This is a genomic window from Leifsonia sp. Y878, from assembly GCF_057669685.1.
Map to the genome: position 1 here is coordinate 793227 of NZ_JBYHFS010000001.1, position 13045 is coordinate 806271.

At 64.3% G+C, this 13045-nt stretch carries 10 protein-coding genes and 1 other RNA gene; 4 read left to right on the plus strand and 7 right to left on the minus strand.

Annotation, left to right across the window (positions count from 1 at the left end; genetic code table 11):
- The first annotated feature begins 21 nt into the window (after positions 1-21).
- An RNA gene (gene rnpB / locus AC25Y4_RS03690) (RNase P RNA component class A) lies at positions 22-405 on the plus strand.
- Positions 406-441: 36 nt separating this feature from the next.
- On the opposite strand, the gene AC25Y4_RS03695 is transcribed toward rnpB, so the two are convergent.
- From AC25Y4_RS03695 to map, 6 genes are all read right to left on the minus strand, one after another.
- A complete protein-coding gene (locus AC25Y4_RS03695; protein ID WP_488119518.1) occupies positions 442-843 on the minus strand; it encodes a DUF779 domain-containing protein in 402 nt (133 codons plus the stop codon).
- A 92-nt stretch (positions 844-935) separates the two neighbouring features.
- On the minus strand, positions 936-2459 hold the full coding sequence (exaC, locus tag AC25Y4_RS03700; protein ID WP_488119013.1) for an acetaldehyde dehydrogenase ExaC: 1524 nt from the start codon (positions 2457-2459) through the stop codon (positions 936-938).
- Between the two features lie 182 nt (positions 2460-2641).
- Positions 2642-4000 (minus strand): GAF domain-containing protein, encoded by a 1359-nt coding sequence (locus AC25Y4_RS03705; RefSeq protein WP_488119014.1) that lies wholly within the window; start codon positions 3998-4000, stop codon positions 2642-2644.
- Positions 4001-4066: 66 nt separating this feature from the next.
- Entirely contained in the window at positions 4067-5560 is a 1494-nt protein-coding gene (locus tag AC25Y4_RS03710; RefSeq protein WP_488119015.1) for a serine hydrolase domain-containing protein, read from the minus strand.
- Positions 5560-6333, minus strand: coding sequence for a polyphosphate--glucose phosphotransferase (ppgK, locus tag AC25Y4_RS03715; RefSeq protein ID WP_488119016.1), 774 nt, complete (start codon positions 6331-6333; stop codon positions 5560-5562). The genes AC25Y4_RS03710 and ppgK overlap by 1 nt, the downstream gene beginning before the upstream one ends.
- A 62-nt stretch (positions 6334-6395) precedes the next feature.
- Positions 6396-7262, minus strand: a complete 867-nt coding sequence (gene map, locus AC25Y4_RS03720; protein ID WP_488119017.1) for a type I methionyl aminopeptidase — start codon at positions 7260-7262, stop codon at positions 6396-6398.
- Positions 7263-7274: 12 nt separating this feature from the next.
- Here map and AC25Y4_RS03725 point away from each other — a divergent pair, with 12 nt between their 5' ends.
- Positions 7275-7463, plus strand: a complete 189-nt coding sequence (locus tag AC25Y4_RS03725; protein WP_488119018.1) for an SPOR domain-containing protein — start codon at positions 7275-7277, stop codon at positions 7461-7463.
- A gap of 40 nt (positions 7464-7503) precedes the next feature.
- On the opposite strand, the gene panB is transcribed toward AC25Y4_RS03725, so the two are convergent.
- Complete coding sequence (gene panB / locus AC25Y4_RS03730; protein ID WP_488119019.1) at positions 7504-8376, minus strand: 3-methyl-2-oxobutanoate hydroxymethyltransferase; 873 nt, start codon at positions 8374-8376, stop codon at positions 7504-7506.
- Positions 8377-8479: 103 nt separating this feature from the next.
- Between panB and AC25Y4_RS03735 the strand changes: the two genes are divergently transcribed.
- Positions 8480-9817, plus strand: coding sequence for a glutamine synthetase family protein (locus tag AC25Y4_RS03735; RefSeq protein WP_488119020.1), 1338 nt, complete (start codon positions 8480-8482; stop codon positions 9815-9817).
- Positions 9818-9836: 19 nt separating this feature from the next.
- Positions 9837-12866: a bifunctional [glutamine synthetase] adenylyltransferase/[glutamine synthetase]-adenylyl-L-tyrosine phosphorylase gene (locus tag AC25Y4_RS03740; protein ID WP_488119021.1), complete on the plus strand. Its 3030-nt coding sequence runs from the start codon at positions 9837-9839 to the stop codon at positions 12864-12866.
- Positions 12867-13045: the final 179 nt, after the last annotated feature.

Here is a 13045-nt window from a genome sequence, read left to right on the forward strand (position 1 = left end):
CAGTAGGCTTGACGTTTGGAATGGGTCGGCAAGACGGTCGCGTCATCCGGATCTTCGGATCAGGATGCCGAGGAACGTCCGGGCTCCATAGAGCAGGGCGGTGGGTAACACCCACCCGGGGTAACCCGCGAGATAGTGCCACAGAAAGTAGACCGCCTGGAGCTTCGGCTCTCGGTAAGGGTGAAACGGTGGTGTAAGAGACCACCAGAGGCCAGGGTGACCTGGTCGGCTCGGTAAACCTCGCCCGGAGCAAGGTCAGACAGAAAACGCTAAGGCTGCTCGCCGAGTTTTCGGGTAGGCCGCTAGAGGGCTGCGGCAACGTAGTTCGTAGATAGATGACCGTCGACGGTGTCGTGTTTCGATGCGACACCTGGACAAAACCCGGCGTAATAGCCGGCCCATTTCATTTCCCGCGTCTCCTCCGCTGGCGTCATACGCCGATCAGGTGAACGGCGTTGCGGTCTCCATCAGTCGTGAGCGGATGAGGAAACGCACGCCCTCTGGCGCCTCGGCTGAGAATCCGCTGCCACGTCCCTTCACCACGTCGACGGTGAGATGGGTGTGACTCCAGTACTCGAACTGTTCGCGCGACATCCAAAAGTCGATGAGTTTCGGTGCTTCCTGGGTGCCGATATCGAACTGGCCGAGCCGCACATCCTGGTCAGAGGTGATGAAATCACCCGCCGGGTAACACATGGGTGAGCTGCCATCGCAGCATCCGCCCGACTGGTGGAACATCAGCGGGCCGTGCCTGTCCCAGAGTCGGCCGAGCAGTTCAATGCTCGCGCCGGCGAGGGCGACTCGCGAGAGCCGTTCGCCCGGCAGGGTGACGGATGCCTCCATCATGCTGGCTCCAATCGTCAGGGCGGTCGGTCCGCTCGTTCTGCAGGAACAGACCGACCGCCTCGCGGTGAACGCGCGTGTAGTGAACCGGCTTAGAAGTAGCCGAGCTGGTCCTCCGAGTACGACACCAGCAGGTTCTTGGTCTGCTGGTAGTGCCCGAGCGCCAGTTTGTTGTTCTCGCGGCCGATGCCGGAGCTCTTGTAGCCTCCGAACGCGGCCCCTGCCGGGTAGGCGTGATAGTTGTTCACCCAGATGCGCCCGGCCTTGATGTCGCGTCCAGCCCGGTATGCCACGTTGCCGTTGCGTGACCACACGCCTGCTCCAAGGCCGTAGAGCGTGTCGTTCGCCTGCTGGATGGCGTCGTCGTAGTCGGTGAAGCTGGTCACGGCGACGACAGGGCCGAAGATCTCCTCCTGGAAGATCCGCATGGAGTTCTCGCCTTCGAAGATGGTCGGGGCCACGTAGTATCCGTCGGTGAGGTCGCCGCCGAGGTCAACGCGCTCCCCGCCCAGGATGAGCCTGGCACCCTCCTGCTTGCCGATGTCGATGTAGCTGAGGATCTTCTCCAGCTGATCGTTGGAGGCCTGGGCGCCGACCTGGGTGTCTGTGTCGAGCGGATTGCCCTGGATGGCTTTCTTGGTGCGTTCGACGCCGGCGCCGAGGAACGAGTCGTAAATCGATCTCTCTACCAGCGCCCTGCTCGGGCAGGTGCAGACTTCGCCCTGGTTGAAGGCGAAGAGCACGAAACCTTCCTGGGCCTTGTTGTAGAACGCGTCGTCGTGGTCTGCGACATCCTTGAAGAAGATGTTGGGGCTCTTGCCGCCGAGCTCAACGGTGCTCGGGATGAGGTTGGCGCTGGCGTACTGCAGGATGAGGCGCCCTGTTGTCGTTTCACCGGTGAAAGCAATCTTGCGGATGCGGGGGCTGGAGGCGAGTGGCTTGCCCGCCTCGATGCCGAAGCCGTTGACAATATTGACCACGCCGGGCGGCAGGATGTCGCCGATCAGCTCGATGAGCACGAGGATCGACACCGGTGTCTGTTCCGCCGGCTTCAGGACGATTGCGTTTCCGGCGGCGAGGGCCGGCGCCAGTTTCCACACGGCCATTAGGATCGGGAAGTTCCAGGGAATGATCTGCCCGACTACGCCAAGGGGCTCGTGGAACTGGTACGACACCATGTCACCGTCGAGCTCTGCGTGGTCGCCATCCTGTGCCCGGATGGCGGCGGCGAAGTAGCGGAAGTGGTCGCTGGCCAGCGGCAGGTCGGCGTTCAGCGGTTCGCGAATCGCCTTGCCGTTGTCCCACGTCTCTGCAACAGCGAGCAGCTCGAGGTTGTCATCGATGACGTCTGCGATGCGGTTCAGGACCGCGGCGCGCTCTGTGGGGCTTGTCCTGCCCCAGGCCGGCGCTGCGCGGTGAGCGGCATCGAGCGCGAGCTCGATATCGGCGGCTGTGCTGCGGGCGACCTCTGCGAATGGCTTTCCGATGACGGGGGAGTAGTCCTCGAAGTACTCGCCTCCCACCGGTTTCACCCACTCACCGCCGATCCAATTCTCGTACCGTGGCTTGAAGGTGACTTTCGCATCGGGTGTTCCCGGGGCGGCGTAGATAGTCATAACGCTCCTGTTCGACGACTCTGTCTGAGGTGGAGGACCGGGTGTGTCCTCTGTCGCGAGCATAGGAGCGTGGGGGTTGCAGCCAGGTTGCACGGGTCGCAGGCGGCGCCTCGCACTCCTTGTATGGAAGTCGTGCCCGAGTCGCACTGTAGTGGTTCAGCGATCTCAGTTGTTCAGCGGACTCAGTGGTGCGCAGGAAGTGGTGCGAGTTCCTTTTCGATCATTTCGAGCCGCGCGACGACGGCCGCCCGCTTCGGTGAACGCAGGGGCAACAACTGCAGGCAGGTTCGCCACACCTCGGTGTCGAGAGCCGCATCGGCTGTGCGCGCGTAGGCAAGCAGCGTCTCTGCAGAAGCATCCGTCAGGATGGCTGTCCTGAGCGCTGTGCTGACCTCAGACCGGATGGCCACGATGCCTGGTGCCTCAGAGTGGCGAAGCAGCGGCCCGGCATAGGCGGCCAGCGCCACCTTGTGCGCTCCACGGGTGAGGAACGCCATGACCCGCTGGGCGTCCAACTCCAGAGGGACGCCGAGCCGATACGGCTTTGACTCCAGGACCAGCATGGGGGCGGCCTTCTGGAGCTGACGCCGCAACCGCACCATTTCAGCGCGCACGGTCACGATCGCCGCGTCGGTCCCGTAGAGCAGCTCCGCCAGGGCTCCGGCCGTGAGACCGGCACCGTGCCAGGCCAGGAGGGTGAGAATCTCGGCGTGCCGCTGGCTGAGGAAAATGGAACCGCCGCCAACCTCGAGCCTGCCTCCGTCGACTCCGAGCGCCGTCAGCCGTGCGGTGGACGCGGTGGACGCGGTGGACTGCGTGGCACCGAGAGCATGAGCGCTCGCGTGCGGGTGCGGACGCGTAGGCGATGCGGCGAGCCGGTCCCGCTGCGTCACCCTGAGCTCCGCCTCGACAGCGGCCACGGTCGCCTCGATGAGCGACAGGGTCGCCGGATCGACGGCATCCGCTTCGCCTGTGATGTCGATCACGCCGAGAATCGCGCCACTCGACGGATCATGCACGGGGACGGCCGAACAGCTCCACGGGTGCACGATCCGGTTGAAATGCTCTGCTCCGTCGATCTGCATGCTGCGATCGAGGGCCAGGGCGGTGCCTGGCGCGCTGGTGCCGACCGCGTTCTCTGACCAGTCGGCGCCCTCGACGAAGAGCATCGACTCCGCCTTGTGTCGAAGGCTGCGATCGCCGTCAATCCACAGCAGGCGCCCCGACTGGTCGCCGATGGCGACGATCAACCCTGAATCAAAGGTGTGCCGAATGAGCAGGTTGTGAATCGTGGGCAACACGAGGGCAAGCGGATGCTCGCGGCGATACTCCCGCAGCTCGTCATCGTCGAGACTGAGGGCGGCCAATGGCTTGTCTGGGTCGAGCGACAGGTGGAGCGACCGCTGCCAGGACTCCAACACCAGCCTGCGGACCCCCGACGGTGCGAACGGATCGGCCAGTGATATCCCGGCCATCGACTGCACATGGGCCTTCTCGACGACGCGGCGTGATGAACGGTCCACCATGCCTCCGATCGCCATTGCCCGAGTGGCTTCAGACTACTCGGGTGTGTGGCAGACGGGAGGAGAATCTGCTCTGGTCGGCGCCTACCGACCGACGCGGTCCGGTGAGAACTTCAGCGTCTGCACGCGCGGGGGATTCTCTGGCGTCAGCTGGATCTCGATCCGCAGGCGGCCTGCTGCACCGGGCAGATACCAGGCCAGATGAGCCGGTGAGACGGAGCTTTCCTCAACGGCTTTGTGCTCGCCTACGTCACCATCTACGTCACCGTCTACGTCACCGTCGTGCTGCACGAGCCCGCCGATTGCCGTAATCGCCGCAGCGAGCGTGGCGTGGCGATGATCGAGTGGCTCGTCGAGCGGGACGTTGTCTGCACAGAGCGCCGCTACGGCATCCGGGTTCCAGTCGTGTGCGAGCGCGGTGATGGCAGCCTGCGCGGCGCGGGTTGCCGGCCAGAGGGAGACAGGCAAGGCGGTAGGCGGGCCGACCGTAGTGTCCTGGCCGGCGATGACGCGATCGAACGCCTCTGTTGTGGGAACGGAGACGCGGGAATACGTTCCGTTCTCGTAGGCGACAATGCCGCGCCTGGAACGCGTCGACCAGCGCATATGGGCCGAGAAGCCCGGGTATCCGCCGGAATGGGACACCACTGTCTCGTCGTCTGCGTAGTGCTGTACGAACAACCCGTAGCCGTAGCCACCTGGGTGCGAGGGCAGGCCTGCGGTGAATCGCTGGACCTGCTGCATCTCACGGCGGGAGGAGCGCGACAACACGGCATCCGTGTGCTGGGCGCCGGGCGCGTCGTCGAAGGCGCTGACCAGCCAGCGCGCCCACGAGCTGAGGTCGCGCAGCGTGCTGAACAAGCCGCCGATCGGGGAGAAAGCCCCAGGCTGCGAGAACGGCAGATAGTCCCAGGTGTTGTCGAGCCAGCGGGCGCCGACGGCAATGCCCTGTCTGGCCGGCACCGACGTGTCGAACCCCGTGGCGCCAAGCCCCAGCGGAAGGAGGAATCTTTGCGTGATGAAAGCCCGATAGTCGGTGCCGCTTGCCTGTTCGATGACCCGGCCGAGCAGAGCGTAGCCGAGGTTGGAGTACGCGAATCGCGTTCCAGGCACCGACTCGAAGCTGAGGCCGCGAGCGAGCAGGCTGTCAAGGTCAACGGCCGTCATCGATTCCTGCCGGTCGGCCCATGGGTCGTCGGTGGGCAAACCAGCCGACATGGTCAGCAGCATCCTGATCGTGGGAACGGGAGAGTCAGCGCTGGGAAGCGCCACTGCATCAAAGGCGGGGACGAATCTCGTGATGGGGTCGTCGAGGTGCACCAGTCCCTCATCGCGGAGCGCAAGGATTGCCGCGGCTGTGAAGCTCTTGGTGCACGATGCGATGCGATAGGCCGTATCGGGTCCTGGGACGGAACCGTCGCTGAGCCGGCCGCGCGCGTCGGAGTGGGCGAGACGAGTCTCGTCGAAGACGCCCCAGACAACGCTCGGGGCAGCGCCCCTGGCGTGATGCTCAATGAACGAGCGGTCGACATCACGTCGATGTGCCTGAGTGAGAACGGGTGCGGTGCTCGTGGTCATCAGCCGGGAAACTTGACCGCAAGCGCGGCCGAGCCGAGGATGCCGGCATTGTTGCGGTGCACAGCCGGCACGATCGGCGTCTGCAGGCTGAGCAGCGGCAGGAATTCCTCGTGGTGCTTCGAGACTCCACCGCCGACGATGAAGAGGTCGGGGGAGAACAACCTCTCGAGCGTTGAGTAGTACTTCTGCAGCCGCTTGGCCCAGGCTTCCCAACTCAAGTCGTCGCGTTCCTTGGCGGAATACGCAGCCTTGGTCTCGTAGTCCTTGCCGTCGATTTCGATGTGGCCGAGCTCGGTGTTCGGTACAAGCACGCCGTCGTTCAGGAGTGCGGATCCGATACCGGTGCCGAGCGTGGTCAACAGGACAACGCCGGGAACGTCCTTGGCCGCGCCGAACTCTGATTCGGCGTAGCCCGCGGCATCCGCGTCGTTGACGAAGTGAATGCGCTGGCCAAGCGTCTGCTCAAAGAGCTCCTCTGCGGCAAGGCCGATCCAGTCCTTCGAGACGTTCGCTGCCGACATGGTGCGACCGTTCTTCACCACAGCTGGAAAGCACACGCCAATGGGCAGCTGTGCGTCGTCGGGGGAGAGCGTGCTGAGCAACTGCCGGGTTGTCTCGACGATGTCCTTCGGCTTTCCGCCCTTGGGCGTTGCCAACTTGACTCGGTCAGAGAGCAGTTCACCTGTGGAGAGGTCGACAATGGCCCCCTTGATGCCGGTGCCGCCGATGTCAATCCCGATGGCCGTCGTGGCAGCCGTGCCCGTTGCATTCATCCTGCCAACTTACCCGCTGCTGGACCCGTTCGCCGGTCGACGTGCGTGCCGACGCCGGCGAATTACGGCAGAGTCAGGATGTCTGCGCCGCGTTCGGTGACGACCAGGGTGTGCTCGAACTGGGCCGTCAGGCTCTTGTCCTTCGTGGTGACCGTCCAGTCATCCGCCCAGATGTCCCACTCGTGCGTCCCGAGCGTCAGCATCGGTTCGATCGTGAAGACCATGCCGACTTCCATGACCGTGTTGTAGTCGGGGGCTGAGTCGTAGTGCGGGATGATCAGGCCGGAGTGGAACGCTTCGCCGACCCCGTGCCCGGTGAAGTCACGCACGACGCCGTAGCCGAAACGCTTGGCGTACGACTCGATGGTGCGGCCGATCACATTCACCTGTCGGCCGGGGGCTACGGCTTTGATGCCGCGCGCGAGTGCTTCCCTGGTGCGCTCGACGAGAAGCGTCGCCTCGTCGCTGGCATTGCCAACGATGAACGTCGCGTTGAGGTCGCCGTGCATCCCGTTCTTGTACGCGGTGATGTCGATATTGATGATGTCGCCATCGCGCAGCACGGTGTCGTCGGGGATGCCGTGGCAGATGACTTCGTTGACAGAGCTGCACAATGACTTCGCGTAGCCGCGGTAGCCGAGTGTCGACGGGTACGCGTCGTGGCTGATCAGGAACTCGTGTCCGATCGCGTCGAGTTCGTCCGTTGTCACGCCGGGGACGATGGCTGCCGCAACGGCCTCAACCGCCTGCGCAGCGATGCGACCGGATTCCCTGATCAGTTCGATCTGCGCCGGAGCGTAGATGTTGTTGCCGGAGTAGGGAGCCGGTGCCTTCTTGCCGACGTACTCGGGTCGCGCAATATGCGACGGAACAGCGCGAGGGGGAGATACTCTCCCCGGAATCAGGTGACCGGCAGAATCATGAGGCATAAGATCAAGCTTATGGCCGAAGATCGCGAACACCTGTTTTGGTACAACATGCGCACCGGCGCCGTCGAGCAGGGCTTCCAATCGCCCTCAAACGACCGTGTCGGTCCATTCCAGACGAAGTCTGAAGCGGAGCATGCCCTCGACAAGCTGCGCGAGAACAGCGCCAAGTGGGCTGAAGAAGACGCGGAAGACAACCGCTAGACCCACGCGCTGCCGTGGCTATTCGTAGCCGTGAGCTGTCCTATTCGTAGCCGTGTTCTGGCGCCGGGTACGCCCCCGACTCGACATCGGCCCTGAACTGGGTCACGGCATCCGTCAAGACTGAGCGCACGTTCGCGTACTGGCGGACGAAGCGCGGCACCCTGCCCTCTGTCATGCCGGCGAAGTCGGTCCAGACGAGAAGCTGGCCGTCGACGTCTGGCCCTGCGCCCACGCCGATTGTGGGGATGTCGAGCCGCTCAGTGATCATCGCTGCAACGGATGACGGCACCATTTCGAGCACCACGGCAAACGCGCCGGCCTTCTGTACTGCAAGCGCGTCTTCCAGCAGGCGTTCGGCTGCGGCGCCCCTGCCCTGGATGATGTGCCCGCCGAGCCCGTGCTCACTCTGCGGGGTGAAGCCGATGTGCGCCATGACTGGAATGCCGGCAGAGACGATGCGCTTGATCTGCTTGCGACTGCGCTTGCCACCCTCGAGCTTCACGGCGTGCGCGCGTGATTCCTTCATGAACCGCACGGCAGTGTGCAGCGCCTCTTCTGGGCCGCCCTCGTACGAGCCGAACGGCATGTCTGCGACGACGAGTGCCCGCGTGACGGCATCAGATACGGCACGCGTGAGCGGAATCAGCTCGTCAACGGTAACCGGCAGTGTCGTTTCGTAGCCGAAGACGTTGTTGCCGGCTGAATCGCCAACGAGCAGGAAGTCGATTCCGGCCTGGTCGAAGATCTGCGCCGTGAGCATGTCGTAGCTGGTCAGGCCCGTGATCGGGATGCCCTGCTGCTTGGCGTTCTGGAAGTGACGGGTGCGCACGCGCTTCTGTCCAGCGGGAGCAGCGCCGTATGGCTTCTGTTCGTCGGCGGCAGCGGTGACGGAAGAGCTGTTCAGGTCAGGCATGGCTCCAGTGTAGCCAGCATGATTTGGGCGCGCCGCTGGTGGGTCCCTCTGCCCTGATAGCGCCTCTAGCCACTACCCTAGAGATGGAAAAGAGAGGGCCTGAATGGATAAGCAGCGTGACTTCGTTCTTCGTACCATCGAGGAGCGAGGGATCAAGTTCGTTCGCCTATGGTTCACCGACGTCGTCGGCACTCTGAAATCGGTGGCGATCGCCCCGGCAGAGGTCGAGGGTGCCTTCGCTGAAGGCCTCGGATTCGATGGTTCTGCCATCGAGGGACTCACCCGTTCGTTCGAAGCGGATGTGCTGGCGCACCCGGATCCCACGACTTTCCAGATCCTCCCGTGGCGCGGTGAAATTGACCCGACAGCGCGGATGTTCTGTGACATCACGACGCCGGACGGCCAGCCTGCCGTCGCAGACCCCCGCAACGTGCTGAAGCGCACGCTGGAGAAGGCGGCCGAGCGCGGGTTCACGTTCTACACGCACCCCGAGATCGAGTTCTACCTGCTCAAGTCGTCAAAGTACGGCCCAGAGGGTCCCGTGCCCGTTGACTCGGCCGGCTACTTCGACAACGTGCCAGGTGGCACGGCCCACGACTTCCGTCGCCGCTCTGTGCGGATGCTCGAAGATTTGGGCATCTCGGTGGAATTCAGCCACCACGAGGCCGGCCCAGGTCAGAACGAGATCGACCTCCGGTATGCGGATGCCCTCACAACGGCAGACAACATCATGACGTTCCGCACCGTGATCAAGGAAGTCGCCATCGAGCAGGGCGTGTACGCAACGTTCATGCCCAAGCCGATGTCAGATCACCCTGGTTCCGGCATGCACACACATGTCTCGCTGTTCGAGGGTGACACCAATGCCTTCTATGAGGCCGGTGCCCAGTACCAGCTCTCAAAGACGGGTCGCCAGTTCATTGCAGGCCTGCTCAAGCACGCTCCTGAGATCACGGCGGTGACCAACCAGTTCGTGAACTCATACAAGCGCCTCTGGGGTGGCGACGAAGCGCCGAGCTTCGTCTGCTGGGGCCACAACAACCGGTCCGCGCTCATTCGAGTTCCTCTCTATAAGCCCAACAAGGGCCAGAGCTCGCGCATCGAATACCGCGCGATCGACTCTGCGGCAAACCCGTACCTGGCGTACTCCCTCATGTTGGCCGCTGGTCTCAAGGGAATCGAAGAAGGCTACGAGCTTCCGCCAGAGGCAGAGGACAACGTCTGGAGCCTGAGCGACACAGAGCGTCGCGCACTGGGCTACAGCCCGCTGCCTGCCAGCCTCGATCACGCCATCGAATTGATGGAGCGCTCAGAGCTCGTTGCCGAGACGCTGGGGGAGCAGGTCTTCAACTTCGTGCTGCTCAACAAGCGGCAGGAGTGGAAGGAATACCGTTCGCAGGTAACGCCATTCGAGCTTCGCAAGAACCTCGAGATGCTCTAAGCGATACCGCTTCACCATCATGGCGCGCGGACAACTCACCCTCACAGAACTCGCCCGCGTTGGTTTTGTCGAACTCGGGGTTGTTCGCGAGCGCCTGATGGATGCCGAGCGGCTGGGAGCCCCGCCTGCCGCGGAGCTGCTCCCGCTGCTGGGGCGCACAGCCAGTCCTGATGCCGCACTCGGTGCACTGCTCGAGCTGATTCGCCGGGCGCCGGGCGAGACGACGGCGTTGCTCGACCACCCGGAATCCGCTGAGCGCCTCCTGCGCGTGATCGGCGCATCCAGTGGCCTGGCTGAGTTCTTCCTGCGTCACCCAGAGGAACTCGATGTCCTCGCTGATGGGCGGGACGAGCTGCCGGACGCCGCGGACCTCGACGCCGACTTTCTCGACGCTGTCGGGGCAACAGCCGGATTTGCGCAACTGGTCGACGACGAAGCCTGGGTGGCCCTGCGCGTGCGCTATCGCCGACGGCTGGCAGAGGTTGCAGCCTTCGACCTTGGCCAGGCAGACCAGGTTCGTGGCGTGGACGCCGTAGCGCACTGCCTGGCCGATCTGGCATCCGCTGCCCTCGATGCTGCGCTGGCCGTCGCGCGCAGCATGGTGGCGAGCGACGTGCCAGGGCATGGCACCTTCCCGACAAACGAGGTGCGGGCAACCAGGCTCGCCGTGATCGGCATGGGCAAGGCCGGCGCTCGAGAACTCAACTATGTGAGCGATGTCGATGTGATCTTCGTCGCGGAAGGCGACGAGAGCGCGGGGCTCGACAACCAGCGCGCCGTCGACATCGCCACCCGGCTGGCCATGCTCACGATGCGCGGGCTCAACCAGCCAGCCGTCGAACCAGAGCTGTGGGAAGTCGACCCCAACCTCCGGCCAGAGGGCAAGGACGGCGCCCTGGTGCGCACCCTGGAGTCACATCTCGCCTACTACGACCGGTGGGCGAAGAGCTGGGAGTTCCAGGCGCTGCTCAAGGCGAGGCCACTCGCCGGCGATCTGGAGCTGGGCCTGCGATACGTGACGGCAGTTGCACCCGGCGTCTGGAGCAGCGCCAGTCGCGAGAATTTCGTTGAATCGGTGCAGCGGATGCGGGAGCGCGTCAGGGACAACATTCCAGAGGCCGAGGCCGAGTACCAGCTGAAGCTGGGCCCCGGCGGCCTGCGCGACATCGAGTTCACTGTGCAGTTGCTGCAGCTCGTTCACGGACAAGCCGACGAGGGGGTGCGCCAGGCCGGCACGCTGCCGGCCCTGACTGCTCTCGCAGACAATGGCTACATCGGCAGGGTCGAAGCAGCAGAGTTCGCCCAGGATTACCGGGTGCTCCGCCTGATGGAGCACCGCATCCAGCTGGAGAAGCTCCGTCGCACGCACCTCGTCCCGCGCGACGAGCAGGCGCTCAGAACACTGGCGAGAGCGACGGGCCTGGCGACGAGCGCCGCTGCTCTCGTCGAACGCTGGGCAGAGACCAAGCAGAGGGTGCGGGGGCTGCACGAGCGCCTCTTCTACCGCCCGTTGCTGTCGGCCGTCGCGTCGCTCCCCGCTGACGGACTCAACCTCACCAGCGAGCAGGCGGAGGCCCGCCTCGCCGCGATCGGTTTCCGCAACACCAGGGGCGCGCTCGGCCACATCGCGGCATTGACCGGGGGAGTCTCGCGTCGCGCCACGATCCAGCGGCATCTGCTTCCCGTCATCCTCCAGTGGATCTCAGAGGGAGCTGATCCCGACTACGGACTGCTCGCATTCCGGCGGCTGAGCGACAGCCTCGGCTCGACCTACTGGTTCTTGCGGATGCTCAGGGATTCGTCAGGGGCCGCTGAGCGCTTGACCCGCGTGTTGTCGAGTTCCCGCTTCGTCGGAGAACTGCTCGAGAAGATTCCGGAGGCGGTCGCGTGGCTGGAAGACGAGGCCGATCTTCGGCCCCGCACACTTGCCGTCTTGCAGGATGAGGCGAGCGCCGTCATCGCACGCCACGAGAGCCCGGACGCCGTGGCAGGAATCCTGCGCACCGCCAGGCGTCGTGAGGTGTTGCGGCTTGCTTTCTCCGCCATCCTGGGCGAGATCACGGTGGCAGAGCTCGCTCTCGGCCTCACTGACATCACGGCCACGTATATCCAGGCCGTCGTCGCCTCCGTGCGTGGCACCTCTCTCGTACCCCGCCCTGATGAGGATGACGGCATTGAGTTTGCGGTGATCGGCATGGGCCGGTTCGGTGGAGCGGAACTCGGGTTCGGTTCCGATGCTGACGTGATGTACGTGTTCCGTCCGGTGACCATCGACCATGAAGCCGCCCACGCGCGCGCCACGTTTATCGTGCGTGAACTCACGCGGCTCACCGAAGACAATGCCCTGCCGCTCGACCTCGACATCGGGTTGCGTCCAGAAGGAAAGAACGGCACTGTCGTGCGCTCCCTCGACTCGTATGCCGCGTACTACCGGCGCTGGTCGCTGACGTGGGAAGCACAGGCGCTGCTCCGCGCATCCGGCGTGGCAGGGGATACCGCGCTCCTCGCCGACTTCACCACCGTGGCAGACTCCGTGCGCTACCCGAACACCATCGCTGAGCAGGATGTACGCGAGGTGAAACGCATCAAGGCCAGGGTTGAGAGTGAACGGCTGCCGCAGGGGGCCGACCCTCAGCGCCATCTCAAACTCGGCCGCGGCTCACTGAGCGATGTCGAATGGTTTGTACAGTTGCTTCAGCTGCAGCACGCTGCAGCGCTTCCGGAGTTGCAGACGACGTCGACGATGATCGCGCTGACCGTGGCGAGCGAGGCCAACCTCGTCAGCGAAGACGACGCTGAGACGCTGCGCGCCGCTTGGATCTTCGCCTCACGTGCTCGGTCTGCGATCACGCTCTGGACCAACAAGACGTCCGATGTGCTGCCGGCTGACCGGCAGCAGCTTGAGGGAATTGCGCGCATCATGCGCTATCCCCCTGGCTCTGCGAACCAGCTGGAAGAGGATTACCTGGGCGTCACGCGCCGTGCGCGGGCCGTTTTCGAGCGACTCTTCTACGGCCCCGTCGAGGGCACGCGTCCGCTCACGGGCTAACCCACAGTTTTGCGGTGCCCGCGTGGAGTGGGCACGTCTTCGATGGCGCCCGTCGCCGCCCCCATTTGTTACAGCGCCGTAAACTTCCGTAAGAATTTTTTACCGGAATTCGACCTCCGTTTTGCCGTTCTGAGGAAGCTGAGCGGCGCTCAGTCGGCAGTGTTTCGCCGCGGCCAACC